Raw genomic sequence first — 25,628 nt, 5'->3', positions numbered from 1 at the left:
CCTAGACTCGGCGGCATGGCTGCTCCAGCTACAACACCGTCACCGCGGCTGCCACCCGCGCTCGGGGACGCCGTCCGCGACGACGCGTCGCTGCGCCGGTTCCTCCACGGGCTGCCGGGGGTCGACCAGGTCGGCGTGGAACAGCGCGCGGCCGGGTTGGGCACGCGCAGCATCAAGAAGGCCGCGAAGATGTGGGCCATCGACACCGCGATCAGCATGGTCGACCTGACCACGCTGGAGGGCGCGGACACCCCCGGCAAGGTGCGGTCGCTGGCCGCGAAGGCGCGCCGGCCCGACCCGGACAACCCGGACGTGCCGAGGGTCGCCGCGGTCTGCGTGTACCCGGACATGGTCGCCACGGCAGCCGGTGAGCTGCGCGGCACCGGCGTCGAGGTCGCCAGCGTGGCCACCGCGTTCCCCTCCGGCCGCTCCAGCCTCAAGGTCAAGCTGGAGGACACCGCCTTCGCCGTCGACGCGGGCGCGACCGAGATCGACATGGTGATCGACCGGGGCGCGTTCCTCTCCGGCCGCTACGGGCAGGTGTTCGACGAGATCGCGCAGGTCAAGCACGCCTGCGGCGAGGCGCACCTGAAGGTCATCCTGGAGACCGGCGAGCTGGTCACCTACGACAACGTGCGCCGCGCGTCGTGGCTCGCGCTGCTCGCGGGCGGCGACTTCATCAAGACCTCCACCGGCAAGGTGTCGCCCGCGGCGACGCTGCCGGTGACCCACGTGATGCTCCAGGCCGTGCGCGACTGGTACACCCAGACCGGGCAGCTGCGCGGCGTGAAGCCCGCCGGCGGCATCCGCACCACGAAGGACGCGATCAAGTACCTGGTGGCCGTGCACGAGGTGGCGGGCCCGGAGTGGCTGACCGCCGACCTGTTCCGGTTCGGCGCCTCCACGCTGCTCAACGACCTGCTGATGCAGCGGCGCACCCAGTTGGCGGGCCACTACAGCGGCCCCGATTACGTGACGGTGGACTGACCATGTGGGAATACGCGCCCGCGCCCGAGTCGCGGGACATCGCGAACCTCAAGCCGACCTACCGGATGTTCGTGGACGGCCAGTTCGTCGAGGGCGGCGGCGAGCCCCTGAAGACGATCAACCCGGCCACCGAGGAGGTGCTGGCCGAGGTCTCCACGGCCACCTCCGAGGACGTGGACCGGGCCGTGAAGGCCGCGCGCCGCGCCTACGACCGGGTGTGGGGCCGGATGCCGGGCTCCGAGCGGGCCAAGTACGTCTTCCGCATCGCCCGCCTGGTGCAGGAGCGCGCCCGCGAGCTGGCCGTGCTGGAGTCGCTGGACAACGGCAAGCCGATCAAGGAGTCGCGGGACGTGGACGTGCCCACGGCCGCGGCGCACTTCTTCTACCACGCGGGTTGGGCGGACAAGCTCTCCTACGCGGGCTACGGCCCCGACCCGCGCCCCCTGGGCGTGGCCGGCCAGGTGATCCCGTGGAACTTCCCGCTGCTGATGGCGGCGTGGAAGATCGCGCCCGCGCTGGCCTGCGGCAACACCGTCGTGCTCAAGCCCGCCGAGACCACGCCGCTGTCCGCGCTGGTGCTCGCGGAGATCATCCAGCAGGCCGACCTGCCGCCCGGTGTGGTGAACATCCTCCCCGGAGCGGGTGACGTCGGCGCCTCGGTCGTCTCCCACCCGGACGTGGACAAGGTCGCGTTCACCGGGTCGACCGACGTCGGCAAGGTCATCCAGCGGCAGCTGGCGGGCACCGGCCGCAAGCTGACCCTGGAGCTGGGCGGCAAGGCGGCGAACATCGTGTTCGACGACGCGCCGCTGGACCAGGCGGTCGAGGGCATCGTCAACGGCATCTTCTTCAACCAGGGCCACGTGTGCTGCGCGGGCTCGCGGCTGCTGGTGCAGGAGTCGGTGGCCGAGGAGCTGCTGGAGAAGCTGCGCGTCCGGGTGGCCACGCTGCGGGTCGGCGACCCGCTGGACAAGAACACCGACGTGGGCGCGATCAACTCGCGCGAGCAGCTGACCCGGATCCAGGAGCTGACCTCGACGGGCGAGGCCGAGGGCGCCGAGCGCTGGACGTCGGCGTGCCCGTTGCCGGACAAGGGTTTCTTCTTCGCGCCGACCGTGTTCTCCAACGTGTCGCAGGCGATGCGGATCGCGCGCGAGGAGATCTTCGGGCCGGTGCTGTCGGTGCTGACGTTCCGCACCCCCGACGAGGCGGTGGCCAAGGCGAACAACACGCCGTACGGGCTGTCCGCGGGCATCTGGACGGAGAAGGGCTCGCGCATCCTGTGGGCCGCGCAGAAGATGCGCGCCGGCGTGGTGTGGGCCAACACGTTCAACCGCTTCGACCCGACCGCCCCGTTCGGCGGCTACCAGGAGTCGGGCTTCGGCCGCGAGGGCGGTCGCACGGGGCTGGAGGCGTACCTCGATGTCTGATCGGATCGCGGTGGCGAAGACCTACAAGCTCTACATCGGCGGCGCGTTCCCGCGCTCCGAGTCGGGCCGGTCGTACCCGGTGAGCGACGCGAAGGGCGCGTTCCTCGCCAACGCCGCGCAGGGCTCGCGCAAGGACGCCCGGGACGCGGTGGCGGCGGCGCGCAAGGCGTTCCCCGGCTGGTCGGGCGCGACCGCGTACAACCGCGGGCAGGTGCTGTACCGGGTGGCCGAGGTGCTGGAGGGTCGCCGGGAGCAGTTCACCGCCGAGGTGGCCGCGGCCGAGGGCGTGGCGGCGGAGAAGGCGCAGGCGCTGGTCGACGCGGCGATCGACCGCTGGGTCTGGTACGCGGGCTGGACCGACAAGGTGGCCGGCGTGCTGGGCGCGGCGAACCCGGTGGCCGGGCCGTACTTCTCGTTCTCGGTGCCGGAGCCGACGGGCGTGGTGGCGGTGCTCGCGCCGCAGGAGTCGTCGCTGCTGGGGCTGGTCGGCGTGGTCGCGCCGGTGATCGCGACCGGCAACACCGCGGTGGTGGTGTCCTCGCAGGACCGGCCGCTGCCCGCGGTCACGCTGTCGGAGGTGCTGGCGACCTCCGACCTGCCGGGCGGGGTGGTGAACGTGCTGACCGGGCGGACCGCGGAGATCGCGCCGTGGCTGGCGTCGCACGCGGACGTGAACGCGCTGGACCTGACCGGCGCGCCGGAGGGGACGCGGGCGGACCTGGAGCGGTCGGCGGCGGGCACGGTGAAGCGGGTGGCGCGGGTGCGCGCGGGCGAGGACTTCACGCGCGAGCCGGACCTGGGCAGGCTGCGGGCGTTCCTGGAGATGAAGACGGTCTGGCACCCGACGGGTGTGTAGGGCTCCGTTCGTGAAGGCCCCGTCGGTCGGACCGGCGGGGCTTTCGCATTTCCCGGGCCGGGTATTTCGTTCGGCCCGCGTTCCTGCGGTTTTCCGCGTGGGTTGGCCTGCGCTGTTCCCATCCCGGGACCTCATGGGTTTCATGCGGTTCCCGAATGGACCCCCTCGTCGACCCTCGGGCACGATTGCGGCGTCCACGCGCGTTGCCCGGTGACCCCGTGCGCGACGCCGCGGCGGGGGAGGACCGATGCGCGGTGTCGTCTCGTCGTTCGAACAACAGGTGCTCAGGCTGGGGCTGGCGGGCCTGCTCAACGCCGGCCTCTCCGTCCTGTCGCTGGGCGCCGTGCTCAGCGCGGTGCTGGGTGGGCCGGCGGTCAAGTCGGCCGCGGTCGTGATCGCCGCACTGGCCGCGCTGGCGACGTTCGTGACGCTGGTCGCCCGCCGCCACCACGGGGAGGCCGAGCTCGCGCTGCACCGCAAGCTCGTCGCCCGCTACTGCAACGAGATCCAGGGCATGACCGGGGGTCCGCTGCACATCGTGAAGTGGGACGACGTCACGGTGGTCGACGCAGGCGGCGGGGCGGAGGAGACCATCGGGGTGCGGGCGCGGGTGGAGAACGCCTCGGCCCACTTCTTCCGCTTCCGCATCGGCCCCGCGTGGGAGCAGTCGGAGAAGCAGCGCTCCGCGGTGGCCTGCGACGTGCGCACCGAGCTGGTCAACGGCGAACCCGGGCCGCGGTGCGACGTGACGCGGACCTGGCGGGCCGACGGCAGGCTGGAGGTCCTGGTGCACCTGCCGTCGCCGGTGCGGGCAGGGGCCGACGTCCGCATCAAGATGGCCATCCGGTGGCCGGGGATGTGCGAGCCGCTGGTGGTCAGGAGGCGGCCCGACGACTTCGTGCTGCACTTCGCGCGCGAGGCGGACGAGGTGCGCTACGAGATCGTGCTGCCGGACGGGGAGGACGCCTACTTCGAGCCCGTGGGGTTCGACGAGGGCGACGACGGCTACCGGGTCGAGGTGGGCACGGGGCGCGGCGGCCGGGTCCACGTGGTGCTCACCGCGTGCTCGGTGCCCGCCAAGCACCGCTTCGGCGTGCGGCTCGACCTGAAGTGAGCAGCGCCCGCGCCGGGTGGCCAGGGCGCTGCTCCGCGGTGTTCAGTCGTCGTCGGTCTTGTCCCCGCCTCGCACGGCGCCTCCCTCGGTTCTCCGGTGTCGGACTCGGAACGTCGAGCGCCGACCCGGTGCGGGTCGGCGTCGCGGAGAATTCGATCATCGAGGGGGCTGTCTCTCCTCCGGGCCCCGGCCGGCGGTGGCGGTCGGGCTTGTGCCGGACCGATCAGGTCCGTCGTCCACGGCCGCGGCTCGGCGCACCGCCGCGCCGACGATCGTGCGCAGCCACTCGAACTCGCGGTCCCCACCCAGGTCCGAGGGGGCGACGTCGGTCAGGGACGTCCACAGCCCGGCCGACGTCCAGTGCCGGAAACGCCGGTGCGCGGTCGCCTTGGAGACGCCGAAGACCGGGGGCAGGTGCCGCCACGCGCACCCCGTGACGAGGACGAAGACCACCGCGGCGAGGGAGGCGCGGTCGTCGCGCGGACCCGTGCCGCCGCCCTGCTTCCTCGCCTCCCACCCCGGGATCCGCGGCTGGACCAAGGTCCACAGGCCGGGCGGGACCAACCTCTCGACCAGGTCGTCTGCCACGGCCCGGCATTCTGCTGCACGGCCACGTGAGACAGCTCACCGCCGCGCCGTGTCGACGAGCGGTGCGGGAATTCCGCCGAGCGGCAACGCCCGTTCGGCCGCGGCGAAGATCATTGCCGCCCGTCCGCGGTGGACACCCGACGAGGCGCGGGTTCAGCCCGCGGCGCCCTTGCGGCAGGTGATCACGGAGGCGTGCGGGAGGCTCAGGTACGCGGACCAGAACTCCTCGCCGTGCTCCCGGACGCCCTCGGGCGACACGCCGTACCCGGGCCACTCGATGTCGGTGAACCCCGCCTCGGTCAGGGCGCGCTCCAGGGTGGCCCCGGTCCAGTGGCGGGCCGTGATCACCTGGTCGTGCGGGCCGAACGCCAGCTGGAGCGTGATCTTCGAGCCGTCCGCGCGGACCTCGTCGTCGTAGACCCGGATGCCGTACCGCCCGTAGTAGTCGGCGTCGTGCGAGTAGTCCGGGTTGAGCGGCAGCGTGACGAACCGGCCGCCGTCGCGCAGGGCGTCGGCCGCGATCGAGCACAACCGCACCAGCGACGGGTAGTCCTCGGCGTAGGGCAGCACGTACACGCCCAGCGCCAGGTCGAACGCGCCGCGCGGTGGCGGCGCGGACGTGTACTCCACGCCCAGGCCCTCGGTCTCCTCGCGGGCCCGCGCGTGGGTGAGCATCCCCTCGGAGATGTCGTAGCCCACCACCCGCGCGGCCCCGGCGCGCTTGATCGACCGGCAGTAGTGGCCGGTGCCGCAACCGATGTCCAGCACGGACCGGCCGGGCAGGTCGCCGAGCAGCTCCAGCACCGTGTGGGCCTCCAGGTGCCGGCGCCAGGGCAGGTCGAAGCTCTCCTCGTACGCCCGCGCCAACGGGTCGAACTGGCTGCTCATGGTGCGCCTTCCGCCGATGGGCACGTGCCTCCCGGTCCTCGACCGCGGGAGGGGCAGCCTATCGGGGCCGGGGGCTCAGCGGCGGCAGCCGAACGCGCTGTAGGCCACCAGACCCGCACCGCCGAGCACGCACGCGATCACCGTGGCCGAGGGCGTGCCCGCCGGCTGCGCCGGCCAGGCCAGCAGGCGTTCCACCCAGTCCTCGCCGGGCGGCACGACGAGCGTGAGGCCCGCCCAGCAGACGGGCGGCGACCACGCCGCGTTCGAGCCGAACAGGCACGCGCCCAGCGCCGCCAGCCCGCCCAGGCCGACCACGTCGCGCAGCACGACCGCGGCCGGCGCGACCGGGTCGGCCACCAGGCCCACGGCCGGCAGCAGCAGGGCGACCAGCGCCGCGCCGAGCAGCAGGTGCGCGGCCCGGCGCGGCGGCCAGCCGAACGCGGCGGTGCGGTCGAGGTCCCGGTCGTGCCCGCCGAGCCCGACCGCGACCGCGGCTACGCCGAGGGCGGCGGCGAACGCGGCCGCCCTCGGGTCGCCGCCCGGCTGGGCCGACAGGCCGAGCAGCCCGGTGCCGACGACCGCGGCGGCCAGCGAGACGGGCACCTGGCGCGAGCGGGCGTGGAGGACCAGCCACCGGCTCATGCCGCACCGCCGGAGGGGTCGCGAACGGTGAACTCGGGGGTCCTGGACGTACGACACGGTGGTCCTGGACGTACGACTCGCGATGCTTTTGTCATCTTGGGGTTCCCGTCAGGACGGACAGGGCGTCGCCGGAGCACGCCGCCTGCACCTCGCGGGCCTCCTGCACGCGCGCCGCCCGCTCGGCCTCCGGCAGGGCCCGCAGGGTCTCCCAGGCGGCGGTGCTCAGGGCGTCCGCCTCCTCCCCCACCCACACCCGGTACACCGGCAGCGGCTTCAGCTCACCGGTCAGCCAGGCCGCGGCGACGGAGCGGAACGCGACCTCCCGCGCGACCTCCTCCGGCACGTACTCGCCGTAGCAGGTCCGCGTCCCCGCACCCGCGATCAGCCAGTCGGTCAGGTCTTCGGGCGCCACGGCACCGGACGACCGGAAGTAGACGAGCTCGTCCAGATGCACCCACACCGCGTCGGTCGGGTCCGGGCCGCGCGCCTCCACCCGCACCGCGGCCGCCGCCTCGCGCACCTCCACCGGCGGTGACGGCAGCTTCGCCAGCGCCCGCAACGCCTCCCGCGCCGGGCCCGCCAACGCCGCCCGCTCCCCCTCGTGCGCCCGCGTCAGGCACAGCCCGTCCGCGCACACCAGCTCGGCGGCCACCGGGTCGGGTGACAGCGCGCCCGCCGGCGTCGCGGGCAGCAGCGGCACCGCCACCGCGCCCGCCACCAGCGCCGGCAGCACCGCGGGCCACCGCCGCCGCAGCGCGACCAGCAGGAACCCGGTCAGCGCCAGCCCGGTGAACCACACCGCCTGCCCCAGGCTCACCGCACCGGCGACGTGCGCGTATACGCTGCGCGGCGAGGGCACGGCCGGCGCCAGCAGCGTCCACCGGATCCCCTCCCCCTCCGGCCGCAGGGACAGCGCCACCAGCGCGAACGCGGCCACCGCCACCACCGGCGGCGTCAGCGGCGAGGGCACCAGCCGCCCCAGGCCCATGCCCAGCCACGCCGCGGCCACCAGCGCGAGCACCCCCACCAGCGCCACCGGAAGCCAGCCCCAGTGGAAGTGGTCGGACCGCACCAGCACCGCCCCGACCACGAGCACCACCGCGTACGCGGCGCCCAGCGCCAGGCCCCACGCGGCCAGCGTGCGCAGCACCCGCTGCACGCGCGGCCGCGGCGTGGAGTCGAACAGCTCGTCCACCCCGGACCGCCGGTCCCGCAGCCCCAGCAGCGCGCCCGCGCCCACCACCGGCGCCCAGGCGAAGAGCAGCGTGAACCGGGTCCACTCGGCCATCGACGACCACTGGAGCGTCCACGCCGTGCTGTTCTTCGTCGCCGGCCCCCAGGACAGCATCCCGAGCATGACCACCACCGTGATCAGGCCGACCACCAGCGCCGAGGTCCGGCGCAGCTCGATGCCCAGGACCCTCACCAGGCACCACCCAGCAGCGCCGAGTAGCCGCGCTCGATCGGGCTGTCGCCCACGTGGTCCGGTCCGCCCGCGGCGGCCAGCTCGGCGGGCGTGCCCTGGAACACGAGCCTGCCCTCGGCGATCAGCACCACGTCCGAGCAGGCCGCCGCGACGTCCTCCACCAGGTGCGTCGACACCACCACGCACGCGTCCGCGCCCAGTTCCTGCACCAGCTCCCGGAACCGCACCCGCTGGCCCGGGTCCAGCCCGGCCGTGGGCTCGTCGAGCAGCAGCAGCTCCGGGTCGTTGACGATCGCCTGCGCGATGCCCGCCCGCCGCACCATGCCGCCGGACAGCGTCTTGAGCCGGTCGTCGGCCCGGTCGGCGAGGCCGACGCGCTCGACGGCGCGCTGCACCGCACCCGGGATGTCCCGCTTCGGCACCTCCTTGAGCCACGCCACGTACTCGACGAACTCGCGGACGGTGAACCGCTTGTAGTAGCCGAAGTCCTGCGGCAGGTAGCCCAGGGCGCGCCGCGGCTCCCTCAGGTCCAGCCGCCCGGACACCGACCGGCCGAACACCTCCAGCGTCCCCGACGCGGGCCGCAGCACCGTCGCCAGCGACCTGATCAGCGTGGTCTTGCCCGCGCCGTTCGGCCCGAGCAGCCCGTGCACACCGCGACCCAGCCTCAGGTCGAGCCCGTCGACGGCCATCCGCCGCCCCGCGCGCACGCGCAACCCCTCCGCCCGGACCTGCCAGGCGTACCCCGTTGGCGCGACCTCCGCCGCGCCCACCGCACGCACCATGCTTCCCCTCCGTCACAGCCGCGCGTAGGACGCGGACCTGAAGAACACGGCGGCGGCGCCCCCGACCAGCGCCGCCGCCCAGACCGGCGCCGCGCCCGGCGCGAGCACACCGGGCACACCGGGCGCACCGCCGAGGAGCACCGCCGGGCCGACCACCAGCACCGCCCACGCGGCGGTGGTGGCGACCGCGGCCCGGCCGACCCCGACCACGCTGCCGAGCGCGAGCGTCACCGAGGTGGTGGCCAGGCTCGGCAGCAGCCAGTACGCGGGTGACGCGCCGGTCAGCCAGCCGCCCACCAGCAGCGGCGGCAGCACCGCGACGAGCACGGCCAGCGTCCGCCGCAGGACCAGTTCCAGCCCGGCCCGCGCGGTCGACGCCACCAGCTCGTAGGCGGGGTCGACCACCCGCGTCCACGCCCCGGCGACGCCCAGCACCGGCAGCACCGGCGCGAGCAGCAGCAGCACGGACGGCACCTCGTCCCGGGGCGCCAGGAAGTCGACGAACAGGACGGTGAGCACCACGAACGTGGTCATCCCGAGCCACGGCAGCAGCGACGGCGCCGCCCACGGCGCCCGGCCCCGGCGCGCGGGCGCGGGGGTCCCGGTGGGCTCCAGCCCCGCCCACACGGCCGCGGTCAGCGCGGCGACCGGCGGCGGTGCCACGTCGGCCAGCCGCAGCCGGCACAGCTCGCACCCCTCCAGGTGCGCCTCGACCGCCCACACCCGGTCGGCGGGCAGGTCCTCGCCCGCCGCGTAGCGGGTGATCAGCTCGACGGACGCGTGCTCGTTCACGACAGTGCCTCCCGCATCGCGATCCGGGCCCGCCTGGCGCGGGTCTTGACGGTGCCCTCGGGCACCCCGAGCAGCACGGCCGTCTCGCGCACGGTCAGCCCGTCGAGCACCATCGCCTGGAGCACCTGGCGCAGCTCGGGGGCGAGGTCGCGCAGCGCGCCGCCGACGTGGTCGCCCAGCGCGCCCGCCAGCACCTCGTCCTCGGCGGCGGGCGCGGGCGCCGGCTCGGGCAGCGCCCCGGCGAGGGGGGCGCGGGAGTGGTGGGCGCGGCGGCGGAAGGCGTCGACCAGCCTGCGGGCCGCGATCGTCCACAGCCAGCCGACCGCCGTGCCGTCGACCGCGGCGCCCGCGAACGACCCTGCCGCCCGCCACACCGCGAGGTAGGTCTCCTGCATCACCTCGGCCACGACCTGCTCGTCGGCGCACCGGCGGCGCAGGCGCACGGCGAGCCACGGCGACGTGCGGCGGTAGAGCTCCTCGAAGGCCGCGCGGTCGCCGCGGGCCACCGCGCGGACCAACTGCTCCTCGTTCACACCCGGCAAGACGCCCGCTCGCGGAGAACGGTTCTCAGCCGGAGGTGACGTGCGTCACATCAGTACCAGCTGTTCTCGTCGGCGGTGGCGCTCGACTCGGCCTCGCCGGTGGCCCGGTGGGCCAGCGCGGCCACCGCCTCCTCCAGCTCGCGCCGGACGTCGCCCCCGTGCTCGGTCTTCACCGCGATCGCGACCTGGCTGCGACCGGGGCCGTCGTCGACGACCACCACCTCGCCCCGGTAACCGCCCTCCTCCCAGGAGATCCGGCGGCCCCCGGTGTCCACCTCCGGCGTCGTCGTCTCCAGGCCGGGCAGGTGCTGGGGCAGGCTCTCCGGGCGCGCCATGAACCCGAACAGCTCATCGGCGGCCATGTCGACCGGGGCCCGGTACTCGTAGCTGGTCATGGCCACCGGGTACCCGCGATCGGGCGGAACGCACGGCCCCACCGGTCGGGTGACCTAGTCGGTGCGCCAGCCCAGCCGGCCGTCCGCGCTCACCAGCGGCTCGCAGTGCCCGAGCCGGCCGCGGTGCTCCAGCGCCGTGGCGATCCGGTCCAGCATCTCGTCCAGCCCGGTCCACTCGGGCTTGACCATCCCGCCCGCCTCGCGGTCCCACTCCACCACGCACCCCGACAGCACGCCCGGCCGCAGGTCCAGCGCCAGCGCGTCACCGCACCCGTCGAACGCTATCGGCAGCCACCGCGGGTGGAAGCCGACCGTCGGCGAGCCCGCCTCGCTGTCCGGGTCCGCGGGCCAGAAGCGCCGCTTCAGCCGCCACGAGCGCAGCGCGTCGGACGGGCCCAGCGGCGTGTAGAAGGGCGGCAGCACCTCGGCGTAGGCCAGGTCGGCGGTGCCGCCGCAGACCGACCACCACGCGCGCAGGTCACCGGGCGGCGCCAGGCCGGTCGCGACCTCCAGCGCCTCGACGGCGGAATCGTCCTCCGGCGGCACGAACGCCTCCGCGGTCAAGGGGGCGTGCTCGTCGAGCCACGCCACGATCCTGTCCCAATGGCGCAAAACACCCACCTCCCCATGATCACCTGGTACGGGCGTGCCAGGTACCGCCCATCGGGGCACGGTCTGCCGGATCGGCGCACGCCAGGCCGCCGGATGGGGCAGGATCCCGGCCCGGGAGAACGCGATGGAGGGCCAGGGGTGGAACGGGGTTTCGACGTCGACACCGCCGCGCTGTCGGCGTACGGCAGCGCGGCGGCCGGGTTGTCGGAGGAGGTCGGCGCGGTCGGCACGTCGACGCTGGCGGGCACGACCTCCGTGACGGCGGGCAGCTTCGGCGCGCTCGGCGACGAGGTCGGGCTGGGCGCGGCGTTCCAGCGCGCGGCACAGGCCCAGGTGGACGGTGCGGCGGCCGCCGCGGCGGCGCTGTCCGGGCTCGCCGGGTCGGCGCGGGACGCGAGCCGCGCCTACGCCGAGCAGGAGGCGGGCAACGCCGCCGACCTCGACCGCGCGTACCGGACCTGACGTGGACGTCGGCGGTTTCCTGGCGGCCCTCGTCCGGCCCATGAAGGACCATTTGGCCAAGCTGGAGGGCGACACCGGCGGCGCCACCCGCGCCGCGGACGCGTTCGGGCGGGCCGCGACCGCCCTGACCGAGGTCGACGGCAGGCACACCGGCGCGGCGAACGCGGCCCTGGCCACCTGGTACGGCGACCGGGCGAACGCGTTCCAGCAGCGGGTGAGCGCCTTCTCCGGCGGCGTGGGCGCGTTGGCGCGCAACGCCACGACCACGCAGCAGGCGGCGTCCGACGCGGTGGCCGCGGTGGACTCCGGCAAGGCCGCGATCCAGGGGCTCGTCGACGAGTTCACCGGCTGGGCGTGGCCCCGGCTGGCGGCGGCCGTGGCCGCGTCGCTGCTGGGCGGGACGGGCGCGGTGCTCGCGGTGGCCGCGGAGGTGACCGCGAAGGCCCGCGAGTACGAGGGCAGGACCGGCCGGGAGCTGGACCGGGTCCGCGCCGAGCTGGCCGACGCGGTCACCCGGCTCCAGGGCCTCCCGCGGCCCTCGTTCGACGGGCTGGGCGACCCGCTGGGCGCGGAACCGGGCGGCGGCACGACGTCCACCTCCTCCGCGAACGGCAACGGGAGCTCCCCCGCCGGGCCGGGCGGCAACTCCGGCGGCTCCGGCTCCGGCGGTGGCTCCGGCTCCGGCGGTGGCAGCGGCTCCGGGGGCGGCGGTGGCGGCGACCCGGTCGGCCCGCGCCTCCCGGTGGCCGTCCCGCCGCAGCCCGGCACCGGCGTGGGCGTGAACCTGCCCGACGGCAGCAGCGCCGAGGCGCCCAACGAGACCGCCGCGCGGGCCGTGCGCAACGCGCTGTCCGCGCTCGGCACCCCCTACGTCTGGGGCGGCGCGAACCCGCCGCAGGGCACGGACTGCAGCGGCCTGACCCAGTGGGCGTACCAGGGCGCGGGGTTCGACCTCCCGAGGCCCGCGTCGTCGCAGGCCATGGGTGCCTCGGTGCCCCCGGACCAGCTGCTGCCCGGCGACCTGGTGGTGTGGGACGGGCACGTGGCGATGGTGATCGGCAACGGGCAGATGGTGGAGGCGGGCGACCCGGTGCAGGTGAACCCGATCCGCACGGACAACATCGGCATGGCCTTCATGGGCTTCTACCGACCGACGGGCTGAGGACGTGGACGAGGCGGAACGGGCGGCCCTGAGGGTCGCGGAGACCGGGCGGCGGGTCGAGGAGCACCTGGCGCGCACCGGACCGGTGCGGGGGCGGGCGTCGTCCCCGGACGGCGCGGTCTCGGTCGTGGCGGCGCCCGGCGGCGCGCCCCAGGAGGTCCGGGTGTCGCCGGCGGCGATCGCCATGGGCCCCCGGGCGCTGGCGGACGAGATCGTGCGCGTGGCCGCGGCGGCGTCCCGCGACGCGGCCGGCCGGGCGCACCGCTCGCTGGAGCGCGTGGCCGACCCGGCGACGCTGCGGGCGCTGGCCGAGCTCGGGTTCGAGCCCGGTCCCGACACCGACGACTTCGGCGGCCCGTACCTGCGCGGCCCGCGGTGAGCCGGGAGGAGCGGCTCGCCGCCGCCGAGGCGCTGACCGGCGTGCTGGCCCGCGTGGTCGGCGCGGCCGAGCACCCCACCGGCCTGGCCCGCGCCACCGCGACCGCCACCGGCGAGCTCACGTCGCTCGACCTGCACCCCGCCGCGCTCGCCCGGGGCCCGGACGCGATCGGCCGGCTGACCGTGGAGACCGCCCGGCTCGCGGCGGAGGCCGCGGTGCAGCGCAGCTACGACGAGCTGGCCAAGGCGCTGGGCGACGGCCTGGCCACGGCGGTCGAGGCGTTCGCCGGCCCACCACCCCTCCGAGCCTCCCAAGAGCCCCTGCGAGACACCCGGCGGCACCCCTCGCAGCACCCTTCACCGCACCCCGCACCACCCACCCCGCCAGCTGCTCAGGGCACCCCGCCGTGGGCGGCCGGGCAGCCCCCGCGACGCCCCTCGCCCCGCCCCGCCCCGGCCGGGTTCGACGATGACGACGACTACTTCGCCGACCCGTTCCGTGGTCAACGGCGGTAGCCCGTGATCGACCCCGTACTCTTGCCCCCGCATGGCAAAGGGGCATGGCGTGACCGGGAGGTCGGATGGCACAGGACATCGTCCCGATCGAGCTGGGGCTCACGCAGGGTGATGTCGTCACCCTCTGGGCACCGCGCTGGCGGGAAGAGGGCGAGGAGTGGGAGGCATTCCTCGGCCACGAGGAGGACCTGTACGCCTTCCCCGACGCCGCGCACCTCGCGGCGTTCGTGCGCAAGGCCGAGGAGCACGACCTGACCGACCACCCGGCGTGGCACGTGGTGCCCGCGCTGACGGTCGGTGAGCTGTCGCCCGACGACAACCACCAGTTCGACCTGGTGGGCGTGCCGGAGCTGGTCGCCGAGGAGCCCGACACCTGGGTGATCGGCGAGCTGGCCGACGTGGTCTCGATCGTGCGGTCGCTGGCGGACGTGTGCGACCTGGAGAAGGTGCACGAGGTCCTGGACTCGGCGGAGGGCTTCGCCCTGCTGCCGCAGGGCACGCTGCCGTTCACCGGGCGCGAGGGCCAGGCGCTGTGGACGGAGCTCTCGCGGGTCGTCTCGGAGAAGTGGGACGAGGTGCTGGACGCGATCGACGAGGTCGTGACCGCGCCGGACGTCGACGAGGCCGCGCTGGCGTCGGCGCAGGAGGAGCTGGCCGCGTTCGAGGAGGCCAACGCCTCCGCGGTGAGCGTCGTCGACGACGACAGCGACGAGGAGTCCGACGGCGAGGAGCCGGTCGGGTTCTGGGGCGAGGTCGGCATCGACCCGATCAAGATCATCACCGGGGCGGGCGAGTACTACACGCTCCGCTGCTACCTGGACGACCAGCCGGTGTTCCTGGGCCGCAAGGGCCGGATCGACGTGTTCGGCTCGCCGCGCGCGCTGGCCCGGTTCATCGTCGAGGCCGACGACAACGACCTCGCCGAGGTGTCCACCTGGGGCGAGCTGGTCACCAAGGCGACCGGCGGCGACCTGGAGGTCGAGGTCGACCCGGACAACGTCTACGTGTTCACCGGCCTGGACGAGGACATCTCCGAGGGGCCGGACGCCGTGGACCCGACGCAGCTCGACCTCGCGGTGGAGCTGCTGGAGGACGCCGGCGAGTGGGCCGGCGACGACGGGGTGAAGGTCCAGCTCAACGGGTCCGAGCGGCTCGGGTGGCTGGTGAACTACGTGCTCAAGCCGGACCCGACGCGGCTGGCGCCGAGCGCGCCGTTCGACGACGAGGTCACCGCCTGGCGCACCCTCGTGGCGCAGTTCGAGGACCGGCTCACGGTCCGCTGATCGGAAGAAGGAGGGGGGCGGTCCGGCCGGACCGCCCCCCTCCGTCACTTCTCCAGGGCCGCGTACGCGGGCTCGACCACGTCCTGGATCAGGGCGCGGCGCTCGTCGTGCGTCAGGAACGCGGCCTTCGCGGCGTTCACGGTGAACGTGCGCAGGTCGCCCCAGCCGAAGCCGAAGTGCTCGACCGCCGTGGCGAACTCGCTGGTCATCGAGACGCCGCTCATCAGCCGGTTGTCGGTGTTGAGGGTGACCCGGAAGCCCAGCTCGTGCATCCGCCGGATCGGGTGCTCCGCCAGCGAGGCGACCGCGCCCGTCTGCACGTTCGAGGTGGGGCACATCTCCAGCGCGATCCGCCGGTCCCGCACGTACGCGGCGAGCGGGCCGACCCGGTCGCCGTCGATGTCCTCGGCCAGCCGCACGCCGTGCCCGAGGCGCTCCGCGCCCGCCAGCTGCACGGCCTCCCACGCCGACTCGACGCCCGCGCCCTCGGCCGCGTGGATGGTGAAGTGGGCGTTCTGCTGCCGCAGGTACTCGAACGTGGACAGCTCCCGGCTCGGCGGGAAGCCGGCCTCGGGGCCCGCGATGTCGAAGCCGACCACGCCCGCGTCCCGGTAGCGCACGACCAGGTCGGCGACGCGCTGCCAGCCGTCGTTCTGGCGCATGGCGCACAGCAGCGCGCCGACCCGGATCCGGTCGTCGGAGGCGGCCACGCCCTGCCGGAAGCCCTCCTGCACCGCCTCGACCGCCTGCTCCAGGCTCAGGCCGCGCTCGGTGAACAGCTCGGGGGCGTAGCGGATCTCGGCGTAGACCACGCCGTCGGCGGCCAGGTCCTGGACGGCCTCGGAGGCGACCCGGACCAGCGCCGCCTCGTCCTGCATGACGCCGCAGGTGTGGGCGAAGCCCTCCAGGTAGCGGACCAGCGAGCCGGAGTCGGCGTTGTCGCGGAACCAGGCGCCCAGGGCGACGGGGTCGGTCGTGGGCAGGCCCTGGTGGCCGCGGGCTTCGGCGAGTTCGATCACCGTCTGGGGGCGGAGGCCACCGTCGAGGTGGTCGTGCAGCAGCACCTTGGGCGCGCCGCGCAGGGCCTCCGGGGAAAGCGGGGTCGGCATGGCCGCCACGGTATACCGCCGACACGCCGGGTCGGGCGCCCCGAAACGATCATGTTCCGCTACACTGGGCGTACAGTGTGTGCAGAACCACTCGTTCGGGTCTTCCGTCCGCCGTTGTCCAGTCGTGATGCAGAACTTTCCGCTACTACGGCCCCAACTTCGGTCACTCACACGGTGGATGATCACCGCGGACCATCACCGGCCCCCTCACAGTTACCCTCGGGTAGGGTCACCCCCCGTAACTCGAACGGACTACACCCGAGGTGGTCCCCCCCAGGGGCTGGTACAGACCGCCGGCCCAACCTGGTTAGGCTCCCGGAGGTCTCCCCTCCCCTGGACGAAGGCACCGAGCCGTGAACGAGAACAACAACTCCACGATGTCCTTCGATCGGATGCGCAACATGCTCACGCGCGCCGCGGAGATCCGTGAGAGCGAACAGCAGCAGATCTTCGACGCGCTGGACGAGATCCACGCGCGGATGTCCCCGCTCGAATCGCTGGGTTCCGTTCGCAAGCGCCTGTCCGAGCTGCCCGACCGGACCGAGGTCAGCGTGCTGGCCGAGCGGCTGGACGAGGCGCTCTCCAGGTTGGAGGCCCAGGACAACGCGGTGCAGGGCATCGGGAGGGCCGTCGACGGCCTGGTCGACAAGCTGGCCAAGCCGTTCGCCCAGCTCGACGGCCGGCTCGACGGCGTGACCGGCCGGTTCGAGGGCGTGGCGGGCCGCATGGACGGCCTGGAGGACAAGCTCTCCCACATCCACAAGCGCATCGACGACCTGGAACTGCACCTCGACAAGCAGGACACCAAGGTCGACCAGGTCCCGGGCGCCGTCACCGCGCCGCTGCGCGAGCGGCTGGAGGTCCTGGAGGCGGCCCTGCGCAGCCGGCTCGACGAGGTGGACGAGGGCGTGCACGAGCACCTCGACGGCACCCGCGAGGCGCTCCAGCGCTCCCTCACCGACTCGACCAACGCCCTGCACGGCCGCCTCGACGAGACCAGGGACAACCTCAACACCACCCGCGACGGCCTGCACAGCGCCCTGACCGACACGCGCAACGGCCTGCACACCTCGCTGACCGAAACCCGCGACGGCCTCCACGGCGCACTGGCCGACACCCGCTCCACCATCACCGGCAAGGTCGACGAGGCCCGCGAGTCGCTGCACGCGGCCCTGGACGAGACCCGCGACCACGTCGACGCCACCGACCGCCTCGAAGCCCTGGCCCAGCGCCTGGAGCAGGTCACCTCGCGCCTCGACACCATGACCACGCGCCTGGACTCCGTGGAGGACGACTTCGCCTCCCGCCTGGCCGAACTGACCGGCGTGGTCGAGCAGGGCATCAACAAGGTGGACAACACCCTGTCCTCCCGCCCGGACGCCGACGCCCTGGCCACGATGGTCCGCAGGAGCAACCAGGAATCCGAGCTCCGCATCGGCGGCCAGCTGGACGAGGCCATGGCGACCTTCGCCGAACTCATCCTGGGCGGCGGCGCCTCCACCCCGCCCCCGCCGCCCACCGCCCTCCCGCGCCCCCAGAGGCGCACCCGCAAGAACGGCCCGAAGACGGACAACCGCAACGTGGACGACGACGACCTCACCGCCGAAGGCGCCTGAGACAGCAGCGAAAAGGGCCCGGTCGCACAACGCGGCCGGGCCTTTCGCGTTGTCTCAGGCCAAAACACCACTGCACAGGCGTCCTGAACGTAGAACTCACCCGTCCCGAACGTTCGACACGATGGTCCCGAACGTTCGACTCGCGCGTCCTGAACACTGAACTCGCCGGTCCTGAACGTACGACACGCCCGGCCTGAACGTACGACTCGCGCGAGCGTTCACGAGACGCCGACGAGACCGGTTGCGATCAGGAGCGGACGGTGTCGATCACCAGAGGGCCACGCGCCACCGGCGCCTCACCCACCGACCAACCCCCGTCCAACGCCTCCAGAGCCCCGTCCACAGCAGCACCCGAATCCGTGTACAGCTCCAGCAGCGGCTGACCGGCGACAACCGGCTCCCCAGGCTTGACCAGGCACAACACCCCAGCCCCACCCTGCACCGGGTCCTCCTTGCGAGCCCGCCCGGCCCCCAACCGCCAAGCCGCGACCCCCACCGCGTAAGCGTCCAGCGAGACCAGGTACCCGTCCGCCTCCGCCGTCACCACGTGCTTGTGCCGCCCACGGCGCAGCGGAGCCTCCGGATCACCCCCCTGCGCCCGGATCATCCGGGCCCAGGTCTCGTACGCCTCACCCGAGGCCAGCACCTCACCCGGGTCGACCGACGAGAGCCCCACCGCCGACAGCATCTCCCGCGCCAGCGCCACGGTCAGCTCGACCACGTCGGCCGGCCCACCACCGCGCAGGACCTCGACCGACTCCTCGACCTCCACCGCGTTGCCCACCGCGCGCCCCAGCGGCACGGACATGTCCGTCAGCAGCGCCGACACCCGCACCCCGTGGTCCACGCCGATCGACACGAGCGCCGAAGCCAGCTCCCGCGCCCGCTCCAGCGACTTCATGAACGCGCCGGACCCGACCTTCACGTCCAGCACCAGCGCCGAAGCGCCCTCCGCGATCTTCTTCGACATGATCGACGAAGCGATCAGCGGGATGGACTCGACCGTCCCCGTCACGTCCCGCAGCGCGTAGAGCTTCCGGTCGGCGGGCGCCAACCCCTCCGTGGCCGCGCACACGACCGCGCCCACCGAGCGCAGCTGCGCCAGCACCTCGTCCACGGACAGCTGCGCCCGCCACCCGGGGATGGACTCCAGCTTGTCCAGCGTCCCGCCGGTGTGCCCGAGCCCGCGCCCCGACAGCTGCGGAACGGCCGCGCCGCACGCCGCCACCAGGGGCGCCAGCGGCAGGGTGATCTTGTCGCCCACCCCGCCCGTCGAGTGCTTGTCCACGGTGGGCCGCCCGACGTCGAGCGACAACCGCTCGCCGGAGCGCACCATGGCCCGCGTCCAGCGCGCCGTCTCCCGGGCGTCCATCCCGTTGAGGTAGATCGCCATGGCCAGCGCCGACATCTGCTCGTCCGCGACCAGCCCGCGCGTGTAGGCGTCGACCACCCAGTCGATGTGGGCGTCGGTCAGCGCGCCGCCGTCCCGCTTGACCCGGATCACGTCCACGGCCGAGTAGCTCACGGCAGGTCCTCCGGTCCGAACGCGTCGGGCAGCACGGCGCTCATCGGCAGCACGCCCGAGGGCGTGTCCACCTCGCACCCGGCCCCGCCCAGCTCGTAGATGATCTGCCGGCACCGCCCGCAGGGCATGAGCAGCTCGCCCGCGCCGCTCCGGCAGGCCAACGCCACCAACCGCCCCCCGCCGGTCAGGAAGAACTGACCGGCCAGGGTGCACTCGGCGCACAGCCCCACCCCGTAGGCGGCGTTCTCGACGTTGCACCCGACCACGACCCGCCCGTCCGAGCAGACCGCCGCCGCACCCACCCGCAACCCGGAGTACGGGCAATAAGCAGCCTGAGCGGCCTCGACAGCCCGCTCCCGCAGCGCGACCCAATCAACAACAGCGACCTCACCCACGGCGGTACACCACGCCATCGGCCGCGGGCATCCGCAACCGCTGCGAAGCCACCGCCAGCACGATCAACGTCACCAGGTGCGGCGCGTAGGTCGTCAGCTCGGACGGCACCTCGTCCACCGAGTAGTACACCGCGTACAGCGCGCCACCCGCGACCACGCCCATCGCCGCCGCGAACCACCGCCGCCGGACCAGCTGCCACACCACGATCACGGCCAGCAGCAGCACCGCGCCGTACACCAGCGCCAGGAACGTGGCCCCGCCGGACCGCAGCTGCAACCCGTCCGCGTAACCGAACAGCGCCGCGCCGCCCAGCAGCCCACCGGGCCGCCAGTTGCCGAAGATCAGCGCCGCCAGGCCGATGAACCCGCGCCCGTTGGTCTGGCCCTCCAGGTAGCCGGGCTGACCGGGGTTGAGCACCAGCGCCGCGCCGCCGATGCCGGCCAGCGCGCCCGACCCGATCACCGCGACGTACTTGTAGAGGTACACGTTCACGCCCAGCGACTCGGCCGCCACCGGGTTCTCGCCGCACGACCGCAGCCGCAGCCCGAACCGGGTCCGCCACAGCACCAGGTAGCTGCCCACCACCAGCAGCACGGCCAGCATGGTCAGCGGCGACACGCCGGTCACCAGCCCGCGCAGGATGCCGGCGACGTCGGACAGCCCGACCCGCTGCTCGTCCTCCAGCCTCCCGAGCCAGTCCGACAGCCCCGCCGCCGAGTAGGTGTCGAACTTGGGCACCGCCGGCGACTCGCGCGGGTTGTCCGACAGCGGGAAGAAGATCAGCGTGGACAGGTACTTGGTCAACCCCGCCCCGAGCAGGTTGATCGCCACACCGGACACGATGTGGTTCACCCCGAAGGTCACGGTCGCGATGGCGTGCAGCAGCCCGCCCAGCGCGCCGAACACGGCGGCCGACACCAGCGCGGCCCACGGCCCCCACTGGTAGCCGCCCCAGGCCGCGCCCCACGTGCCCATGATCATCATGCCTTCGAGGCCGATGTTCACCACGCCCGCGCGCTCGGCCCACAGACCGCCGAGGGCGGCCAGCAGGATGGGCAGCGCCAGCCGCACGGCCGTCTGGATGGTCCCGGTGGACGTCAGCTGCGGCACGCCCGTCAGGTACGAGGTCGTCGACAGCAGCACCACCGCGCCCGCGACGCCCAGCGCGCCGACGGCCCACCCGGGGATCTTCCGGCTCTTCCGGGGCGTCGGCAGGGTCGCGGGGGCCTCGGACGGATTCATCAACGAAGTACTCACGCGGCACCCACCGTCCCGAGCTCCCGACCGACCCGGCGCTGCTGCGCGACCAGCTCGAACCGGCGAACCACCTCGTACGCGACCACGACCGACAGCACGATCGCGCCCTGCATGATCGTCACGATCTCCCGCGGCACGCCCACGTTGTCCAGCGCGAGGCCCGACTTGTCCAGGAACGCCCACAGCAGCGCGCCGAACGCGATGCCACCGGGGTGGTTGCGCCCCAGCAGCGCGATCGCGATGCCGGAGAAGCCGATGCCCGCGGGGAAGTTCAGGTTGTAGGTGTGGTCGCGCCCGAGGATCTCGGGCATCGACACCAGACCCGCGATGCCGCCGGACAGCAGCATCGCGATCATGATCATCTTCTTGGCGCTCACACCACCGGCGGCCGCCGCCGTGCTGGACTCGCCGGACGCGCGCAGCTCGAAGCCGAACCGGGTCCGGTTCATCATCACCCAGTACCCGACGCCCAGCGCCGCGGCCAGGAAGACCAGGCCGAACACCGTCCCGGACGACCCGAACGAGATCCCGGGCACCCACCCGCTCTCCGGGATCTCCGGGGTGCGGATGTTGTTGCCGCGCAGCTCGCCGAAGACGTCGTCGCCGATCAGGTAGGCGGCCAGGCCCAGCGCCAGCCCGTTCATCATGATGGTCGAGATGACCTCGTTGACGCCCCGCGTCACCTTCAGCACCGCCGGGACCGCGGCCCACAGGGCGCCGACCACCGCGGCCGTCAGGACGATCACCAGCGCGTGGATGCCGGGCGGCAGCACGATGGACCCGCCGACCACGGCCGCGACGACCGCCGCGACCCGGTACTGGCCCTCGACGCCGATGTTGAACAGGTTCATCTGGAACCCGATCGCCACCGCCAGCGCCGCGATGTAGTAGGTCCCCGTGCTGTTGACGATGTCCACGGCGGTGGTGCCCTGACCGACCTGCGACACCATCGCGCCGAAGGCCCGCAGCGGGTTCGCACCCGACACGAGCAGCGCGACGCCGCACAGCAGGGCGGAGAACAGGATCGCCAGCACGGGCGGCAGCAGTTTGCCGCGCAGAATTCCCATCAGTCGCCTTCCACTTCCGCGGCCGACCTCGGCGCGCCCGCGGCGGTGGCCCCGGGGACGTCCCCGGTCCCACCCGCGCCGGCGCCCGCGCCCGCACTCACACCCGCTCCCGCACCCGCGCCGGTCATCGCGCTGCCCAGGTCCTCGGGCGTCACCGTCGCCGGGTCCGCGTCGGCCACCAGCCGCCCGCGCAGCATCACCTTGATGGTGTCCGACAGACCGATCAGCTCGTCCAGGTCCGCCGAGATCAGCAGCACCGCCAGGCCGCGCGCGCGGGCCTTCTTGATCTCTTCCCAGATCAGCGCCTGCGCGCCCACGTCCACGCCGCGCGTCGGGTGCGAGGCGATGAGCAGCACCGGGTCGCCGGACAGCTCGCGCCCCACCACCAGCTTCTGCTGGTTGCCGCCGGACAGCGCGGCCGCGGTCACGTCGATGCCCGGCGTGCGGACGTCGAACTCCGCGACGATCCGCTCGGTGTCCTTCTTCGCGCCCGGCAGGTCCAGCCAGGCGCCCCTCGCCGTCGGCCGGCGCGTCTGGTAACCCAGGATGCGGTTCGCCCACAGCGGCTGGGTCAGCAGCAGCCCCTGCCGGTGGCGGTCCTCCGGCACGTAGCCGATGCCCGCCTCGCGCCGGGCCAGCGTGCCCGCGCGGCTCAGGTCGCGGTCGCCCAGCGACACCCGGCCGTGGTGGGCCCGGCGGATCCCCATGATCGTCTCGACCAGCTCGGTCTGCCCGTTGCCCTCGACGCCCGCGATGCCCACGACCTCGCCCGCGCGCACCACCAGGTCGATGCGGTCCAGGACGGGCCTGGTGCCCTCCTCGGCCACCAGGCCCAGGTTCTCCACCCGCAGCACCACTCGGTCGGTCACGGTCGACTCGCGGGTCTCCGGGCTGGGCAGCTCGCTGCCGACCATCATCTCGGCCAGCTCCCGCGAGCTCACCGACCTCGGGTCGGCCGTGCCCACGGTCGTGCCGCGGCGGATCACCGTGACCGAGTCGGCGATGGCGCGCACCTCGTCGAGCTTGTGCGAGATGAACAGGAACGTGAAGCCCTGCTCCCGCATACCGCGCAGGGTGGCGAACAGCTCGTCCACCTCCTGGGGCACGAGCACCGCGGTCGGCTCGTCCAGGATGATCACGCGCGCGCCGCGGTAGAGGACCTTGAGGATCTCCACCCGCTGCCGGTCGGCCACGCCGAGCCGCTCGACCAGCACGTCCGGGTCCACGGTCAGGCCGGTCGACCCCGCCAGCTCCTGGATCCGCCGGCGCGCCCGGCCGCCGATGCCGTGCAGCGACTCCGCGCCGAGCACGACGTTCTCCTGCACGGTGAGGTTGTCGGCCAGCATGAAGTGCTGGTGGACCATGCCGATGCCCGCCTTGATGGCGTCGGCGGGGGTGCGGAACCGCACCTGCCTGCCGCCCACCTCGATGGTGCCCTCGTCGGGGTGCTGCATCCCGTACAGGATCTTCATCAGGGTGGACTTGCCGGCGCCGTTCTCGCCGCACAGCGCGTGCACCTCGCCGGCCTGGACGCTCAGGTGGACGTCGCTGTTGGCGACGACCCCCGGGAAGCGCTTGGTGATGCCCGACAGGACGACGGCGGGGGTGGTGGTGCTCATGGAAGCTCCGTCTCGTCTCCGGCCGCGGGGCCGGGGCTGACCACGCACTGGGCCCCGCGAGGGTGCTCGCAGGGCCCAGTGCGCCGGAGGCCGGATGTGGTTACAGGCTGTCCTTGACCTTGATCTCGCCCTTGATGATCTGGGCCTTGTAGCCCTCCAGCACCGCCTGGAGGTCGGCGTCGAGCTTGCCGCCGGAGGTGGAGTAGCCCACGCCGTCGACGGACAGGTCGAAGACCTTCGGCAGGCTCGCCAGGTCGTTCTTGGCCACCGCGCCGACGAAGTCGTACACCGCGACGTCGACCCGCTTGAGCATGGACGAGATGATCACGTCCTTGGACTCGGCGACCGTGGTCTGGTTGTACTGGTCGGCGTCGACGCCGATGGCCAGGGCGTTGCCCGTCTTGGCCGCGGAGAACACGCCCTTGCCGGATGCGCCGGCCGCGTGGTAGAGCACGTCCGCGCCCGACTCGATCTGGCCGGTCGCGGCCTCCTGGCCCTTGGCCGGGTCCTGGAAACCGGTGAAGTCGCCGGCCGGGGTCAGGTACTTGCGCTCGATCTTGATGTCCGGCGCGGCGGCCTGGGCGCCCTGCTCGAAGCCCGCGTCGAACTTCTTGATCAGCGGGATCTCGACGCCGCCGACGAAGCCGACGTGGCACGCCTTGGACCGGTAGGCGGCGATGACGCCGGCCAGGAAGGAGCCCTGCTCCTCGGCGAACAGCAGCGGGGTGACGTTGGTCGCGCCCTCGACCGCGCCGTCCACGATGGCGAACTTGACGTTCGGGAACTCCGGCCCGACGACGCCCAGCGACTCGGCGTAGGCGAAGCCGACCCCGATGATCGGGTTGTAGCCCTCGCTCGCCAGCTGGCGCAGGCGGGTCAGCTTGGCGTCCTCCGGCTCGTTCGGGGCGGCGGTCAGCTCCTTGAGGTTCTCCGGCTTGATGCCGAAGTCTGCCTTGGCCTTGTCCAGCCCGGCCGCGGCGGAGTCGTTGAACGACGCGTCACCCCGGCCGCCGATGTCGTAGGCGAGGCCGACCTTGAGGGCGCTGCCGTCGATCTTCTCGTCGGAAGCGGCGGCGCTGGAGGTCGCCGCGGCGGCGGCAGGCGGCTTGGCGGCCAGCTTGCACCCCTCGGCGTTGTCCGACCCGGAGCCGGTGTTGCTCCCACCGGTGTCCTTGGCACACGCGGCCATCGACAGAACGCTGGTCAGCGCGATCGCGGTCACCGCGAGGCCACGCATTCGAGGACGCACAGCTCGTCTCCCTCCCTGCTCAGCGAGCAGACTTCCCCGACGGCGTAGTCGGGTTCCGAGTGGCGAACCGTACCCCTTGGTAATGACACCCGCGCACGTACCGGTCCGCACGTGACCTAATCGTTGGTGCCCCCGCGCCGGACCGCCACTCGGGGTGATCCTCCGACTTCCAAGTGTCGTAACCGGTCACGGAGAGTGAGAAGCTGAACCGGCGGGGGTGTCCGTTCGTAGGCCCGGGTGGAGGTCGGGACCAACGGCGGGGTCCCGGCTTCCGCTTTTCACCGCGCCGGGGGCACCCCGCCGGGGTCGCGGTTCGGACCTCCGCAGGTTTAGCCCGTTGGTGGCGCGTTGGGCCGGCGTTGGCGACTCCGGGTGGACTCCCACACTGCACCGGTATCCACCCCAGGAGGTTGACCTTGGACCCCCAGCAGTGGCTCGACAACTTCGAGGCCAAGCTGGCCGACCTGCAGCGCAAGTCGGCGGACCTCCAGGACAACCTGGCGAACTCCCAGGCCACCGCGTCCAGCCCGGACGGCTCGGTCACCGTCACCGTCGGCCCCAACGGCGGCCTGGTGAACATCCAGCTCGGCCACCGCGCCACGGACCTGGGCCCGGCCCGCCTCACCGCGCTGATCATGCAGACCGCCGGCGCCGCGCAGAAGCAGGCCGCGCAGAAGGTGCTCGCCGCGTTCGAGCCGCTCGGCGAGGGCACCGAGGCGTTGCGGATGGTGAGCGACGCCATCCCGGACGACGACGTGCCCGCGGCCGAAGACCGCGACTACGCGGAGCCCGAACCCGAGCCCGAACCCGAGCCGGCGCGCCCCGCCCCGGCGTTCCACGCCCAGCAGGCACGGCCGCCGTCGCGGCCGGCGCGCGGTTCGCGCCCGGCCGACGACGAGGACGACGACAACCAGCCCTGGTGACCAGGAAGG

General features: G+C 73.5%; 27 protein-coding genes. 11 read left to right on the top strand and 16 right to left on the bottom strand.

Annotated elements, in window-relative coordinates; all coding sequences use genetic code 11:
- Positions 1 to 15: 15 nt before the first annotated feature.
- The 4 genes from deoC to Q5530_RS10635 all read left to right on the top strand — a co-directional run bounded on the left by deoC (position 16) and on the right by Q5530_RS10635 (position 4,387).
- Positions 16 to 987 (top strand): deoxyribose-phosphate aldolase, encoded by a 972-nt coding sequence (deoC, locus tag Q5530_RS10650; protein ID WP_415361994.1) that lies wholly within the window; start codon positions 16 to 18, stop codon positions 985 to 987.
- Positions 984 to 2,417, top strand: coding sequence for an aldehyde dehydrogenase family protein (locus tag Q5530_RS10645; RefSeq protein WP_415362088.1), 1,434 nt, complete (start codon positions 984 to 986; stop codon positions 2,415 to 2,417). The genes deoC and Q5530_RS10645 overlap by 4 nt, the downstream gene beginning before the upstream one ends.
- Complete coding sequence (locus tag Q5530_RS10640) at positions 2,410 to 3,273, top strand: aldehyde dehydrogenase family protein (RefSeq protein ID WP_415361993.1); 864 nt, start codon at positions 2,410 to 2,412, stop codon at positions 3,271 to 3,273. The genes Q5530_RS10645 and Q5530_RS10640 overlap by 8 nt, the downstream gene beginning before the upstream one ends.
- 247 nt (positions 3,274 to 3,520) lie before the next feature.
- Positions 3,521 to 4,387: a hypothetical protein gene (locus tag Q5530_RS10635; RefSeq protein ID WP_415361992.1), complete on the top strand. Its 867-nt coding sequence runs from the start codon at positions 3,521 to 3,523 to the stop codon at positions 4,385 to 4,387.
- A 156-nt stretch (positions 4,388 to 4,543) separates the two neighbouring features.
- Here the strand turns inward: Q5530_RS10635 and Q5530_RS10630 are convergent, their stop codons facing one another.
- The 9 genes from Q5530_RS10630 to Q5530_RS10590 form a co-directional block, all read right to left on the bottom strand.
- On the bottom strand, positions 4,544 to 4,975 hold the full coding sequence (locus Q5530_RS10630) for a transposase (protein ID WP_415361991.1): 432 nt from the start codon (positions 4,973 to 4,975) through the stop codon (positions 4,544 to 4,546).
- A 153-nt stretch (positions 4,976 to 5,128) separates the two neighbouring features.
- A complete protein-coding gene (locus Q5530_RS10625) occupies positions 5,129 to 5,863 on the bottom strand; it encodes a class I SAM-dependent methyltransferase (protein ID WP_415361990.1) in 735 nt (244 codons plus the stop codon).
- Between the two features lie 75 nt (positions 5,864 to 5,938).
- Positions 5,939 to 6,505 carry a hypothetical protein gene (locus tag Q5530_RS10620; protein WP_415361989.1) on the bottom strand — a complete coding sequence of 189 codons (567 nt, stop codon included), beginning with the start codon at positions 6,503 to 6,505 and terminating at the stop codon, positions 5,939 to 5,941.
- A 91-nt stretch (positions 6,506 to 6,596) separates the two neighbouring features.
- On the bottom strand, positions 6,597 to 7,931 hold the full coding sequence (locus Q5530_RS10615) for a hypothetical protein (protein ID WP_415361988.1): 1,335 nt from the start codon (positions 7,929 to 7,931) through the stop codon (positions 6,597 to 6,599).
- Positions 7,928 to 8,713 carry an ABC transporter ATP-binding protein gene (locus tag Q5530_RS10610; RefSeq protein WP_415362087.1) on the bottom strand — a complete coding sequence of 262 codons (786 nt, stop codon included), beginning with the start codon at positions 8,711 to 8,713 and terminating at the stop codon, positions 7,928 to 7,930. The genes Q5530_RS10615 and Q5530_RS10610 overlap by 4 nt, the downstream gene beginning before the upstream one ends.
- Positions 8,714 to 8,728: 15 nt before the next feature.
- On the bottom strand, positions 8,729 to 9,508 hold the full coding sequence (locus Q5530_RS10605; protein WP_415361987.1) for a zf-HC2 domain-containing protein: 780 nt from the start codon (positions 9,506 to 9,508) through the stop codon (positions 8,729 to 8,731).
- Positions 9,505 to 10,041: an RNA polymerase sigma factor gene (locus Q5530_RS10600; protein WP_415361986.1), complete on the bottom strand. Its 537-nt coding sequence runs from the start codon at positions 10,039 to 10,041 to the stop codon at positions 9,505 to 9,507. Before Q5530_RS10600 ends, Q5530_RS10605 begins: the two co-directional genes overlap by 4 nt.
- 59 nt (positions 10,042 to 10,100) lie before the next feature.
- Complete coding sequence (locus Q5530_RS10595) at positions 10,101 to 10,445, bottom strand: SRPBCC family protein (protein WP_415361985.1); 345 nt, start codon at positions 10,443 to 10,445, stop codon at positions 10,101 to 10,103.
- A gap of 54 nt (positions 10,446 to 10,499) precedes the next feature.
- Positions 10,500 to 11,057 (bottom strand): SMI1/KNR4 family protein, encoded by a 558-nt coding sequence (locus tag Q5530_RS10590; protein WP_415361984.1) that lies wholly within the window; start codon positions 11,055 to 11,057, stop codon positions 10,500 to 10,502.
- A gap of 138 nt (positions 11,058 to 11,195) precedes the next feature.
- On the opposite strand from Q5530_RS10590, the gene Q5530_RS10585 reads away from it, so the two are divergent.
- From Q5530_RS10585 to Q5530_RS10565, 5 genes are all read left to right on the top strand, one after another.
- Positions 11,196 to 11,519 (top strand): type VII secretion target, encoded by a 324-nt coding sequence (locus tag Q5530_RS10585; RefSeq protein ID WP_415361983.1) that lies wholly within the window; start codon positions 11,196 to 11,198, stop codon positions 11,517 to 11,519.
- Between the two features lies 1 nt (position 11,520).
- Positions 11,521 to 12,681, top strand: a complete 1,161-nt coding sequence (locus Q5530_RS10580) for a C40 family peptidase (protein ID WP_415361982.1) — start codon at positions 11,521 to 11,523, stop codon at positions 12,679 to 12,681.
- Between the two features lie 4 nt (positions 12,682 to 12,685).
- Positions 12,686 to 13,060 carry a hypothetical protein gene (locus Q5530_RS10575; protein WP_415361981.1) on the top strand — a complete coding sequence of 125 codons (375 nt, stop codon included), beginning with the start codon at positions 12,686 to 12,688 and terminating at the stop codon, positions 13,058 to 13,060.
- The gene (locus Q5530_RS10570; RefSeq protein WP_415361980.1) at positions 13,057 to 13,575 is read left to right on the top strand and encodes a hypothetical protein; all 519 of its coding nucleotides are present in this window, start codon (positions 13,057 to 13,059) and stop codon (positions 13,573 to 13,575) included. Before Q5530_RS10575 ends, Q5530_RS10570 begins: the two co-directional genes overlap by 4 nt.
- A gap of 65 nt (positions 13,576 to 13,640) precedes the next feature.
- Positions 13,641 to 14,858, top strand: a complete 1,218-nt coding sequence (locus Q5530_RS10565) for a primosomal protein (protein WP_415361979.1) — start codon at positions 13,641 to 13,643, stop codon at positions 14,856 to 14,858.
- A gap of 44 nt (positions 14,859 to 14,902) precedes the next feature.
- Here the strand turns inward: Q5530_RS10565 and Q5530_RS10560 are convergent, their stop codons facing one another.
- On the bottom strand, positions 14,903 to 15,967 hold the full coding sequence (locus Q5530_RS10560; RefSeq protein ID WP_415361978.1) for an adenosine deaminase: 1,065 nt from the start codon (positions 15,965 to 15,967) through the stop codon (positions 14,903 to 14,905).
- 392 nt (positions 15,968 to 16,359) lie between these two features.
- Here Q5530_RS10560 and Q5530_RS10555 point away from each other — a divergent pair, with 392 nt between their 5' ends.
- The gene (locus Q5530_RS10555; protein WP_415362086.1) at positions 16,360 to 17,583 is read left to right on the top strand and encodes a hypothetical protein; all 1,224 of its coding nucleotides are present in this window, start codon (positions 16,360 to 16,362) and stop codon (positions 17,581 to 17,583) included.
- A 247-nt stretch (positions 17,584 to 17,830) separates the two neighbouring features.
- Here the strand turns inward: Q5530_RS10555 and Q5530_RS10550 are convergent, their stop codons facing one another.
- The 6 genes from Q5530_RS10550 to Q5530_RS10525 form a co-directional block, all read right to left on the bottom strand.
- Positions 17,831 to 19,108 carry a thymidine phosphorylase gene (locus tag Q5530_RS10550; protein WP_415361977.1) on the bottom strand — a complete coding sequence of 426 codons (1,278 nt, stop codon included), beginning with the start codon at positions 19,106 to 19,108 and terminating at the stop codon, positions 17,831 to 17,833.
- Positions 19,105 to 19,503 (bottom strand): cytidine deaminase, encoded by a 399-nt coding sequence (locus Q5530_RS10545; RefSeq protein WP_415361976.1) that lies wholly within the window; start codon positions 19,501 to 19,503, stop codon positions 19,105 to 19,107. The genes Q5530_RS10550 and Q5530_RS10545 overlap by 4 nt, the downstream gene beginning before the upstream one ends.
- Positions 19,496 to 20,746, bottom strand: a complete 1,251-nt coding sequence (locus tag Q5530_RS10540; RefSeq protein WP_380634787.1) for an ABC transporter permease — start codon at positions 20,744 to 20,746, stop codon at positions 19,496 to 19,498. The genes Q5530_RS10545 and Q5530_RS10540 overlap by 8 nt, the downstream gene beginning before the upstream one ends.
- A gap of 11 nt (positions 20,747 to 20,757) precedes the next feature.
- On the bottom strand, positions 20,758 to 21,828 hold the full coding sequence (locus Q5530_RS10535) for an ABC transporter permease (protein WP_380634788.1): 1,071 nt from the start codon (positions 21,826 to 21,828) through the stop codon (positions 20,758 to 20,760).
- Positions 21,828 to 23,447, bottom strand: a complete 1,620-nt coding sequence (locus Q5530_RS10530; RefSeq protein ID WP_415361975.1) for an ABC transporter ATP-binding protein — start codon at positions 23,445 to 23,447, stop codon at positions 21,828 to 21,830. Before Q5530_RS10530 ends, Q5530_RS10535 begins: the two co-directional genes overlap by 1 nt.
- A gap of 100 nt (positions 23,448 to 23,547) precedes the next feature.
- Positions 23,548 to 24,684 (bottom strand): BMP family lipoprotein, encoded by a 1,137-nt coding sequence (locus tag Q5530_RS10525; RefSeq protein ID WP_415361974.1) that lies wholly within the window; start codon positions 24,682 to 24,684, stop codon positions 23,548 to 23,550.
- Between the two features lie 428 nt (positions 24,685 to 25,112).
- On the opposite strand from Q5530_RS10525, the gene Q5530_RS10520 reads away from it, so the two are divergent.
- The gene (locus Q5530_RS10520; RefSeq protein ID WP_415361973.1) at positions 25,113 to 25,619 is read left to right on the top strand and encodes a YbaB/EbfC family nucleoid-associated protein; all 507 of its coding nucleotides are present in this window, start codon (positions 25,113 to 25,115) and stop codon (positions 25,617 to 25,619) included.
- The last annotated feature ends 9 nt before the right edge of the window (positions 25,620 to 25,628 follow it).

Source organism: Saccharothrix sp. BKS2, from assembly GCF_047689505.1.
Taxonomy (GTDB): domain Bacteria; phylum Actinomycetota; class Actinomycetes; order Mycobacteriales; family Pseudonocardiaceae; genus Actinosynnema; species Actinosynnema lopnurensis.
Note: the sequence above shows the minus strand (reverse complement) of the source record. Positions and strands in the feature narration are given on the sequence as shown.

Coding starts and splice junctions, on each gene's coding strand:
- deoC (WP_415361994.1), top strand. CDS start 16: ATGGCTGCTCCAGCTACAACACCGTCACCGCGGCTGCCACCCGCGCTC.
- Q5530_RS10640 (WP_415361993.1), top strand. CDS start 2,410: ATGTCTGATCGGATCGCGGTGGCGAAGACCTACAAGCTCTACATCGGC.
- Q5530_RS10635 (WP_415361992.1), top strand. CDS start 3,521: ATGCGCGGTGTCGTCTCGTCGTTCGAACAACAGGTGCTCAGGCTGGGG.
- Q5530_RS10625 (WP_415361990.1), bottom strand. CDS start 5,863: ATGAGCAGCCAGTTCGACCCGTTGGCGCGGGCGTACGAGGAGAGCTTC.
- Q5530_RS10620 (WP_415361989.1), bottom strand. CDS start 6,505: ATGAGCCGGTGGCTGGTCCTCCACGCCCGCTCGCGCCAGGTGCCCGTC.
- Q5530_RS10595 (WP_415361985.1), bottom strand. CDS start 10,445: ATGACCAGCTACGAGTACCGGGCCCCGGTCGACATGGCCGCCGATGAG.
- Q5530_RS10565 (WP_415361979.1), top strand. CDS start 13,641: ATGGCACAGGACATCGTCCCGATCGAGCTGGGGCTCACGCAGGGTGAT.
- Q5530_RS10560 (WP_415361978.1), bottom strand. CDS start 15,967: ATGCCGACCCCGCTTTCCCCGGAGGCCCTGCGCGGCGCGCCCAAGGTG.
- Q5530_RS10555 (WP_415362086.1), top strand. CDS start 16,360: ATGCGCAACATGCTCACGCGCGCCGCGGAGATCCGTGAGAGCGAACAG.
- Q5530_RS10540 (WP_380634787.1), bottom strand. CDS start 20,746: ATGAATCCGTCCGAGGCCCCCGCGACCCTGCCGACGCCCCGGAAGAGC.
- Q5530_RS10535 (WP_380634788.1), bottom strand. CDS start 21,828: ATGGGAATTCTGCGCGGCAAACTGCTGCCGCCCGTGCTGGCGATCCTG.
- Q5530_RS10530 (WP_415361975.1), bottom strand. CDS start 23,447: ATGAGCACCACCACCCCCGCCGTCGTCCTGTCGGGCATCACCAAGCGC.
- Q5530_RS10525 (WP_415361974.1), bottom strand. CDS start 24,684: ATGCGTGGCCTCGCGGTGACCGCGATCGCGCTGACCAGCGTTCTGTCG.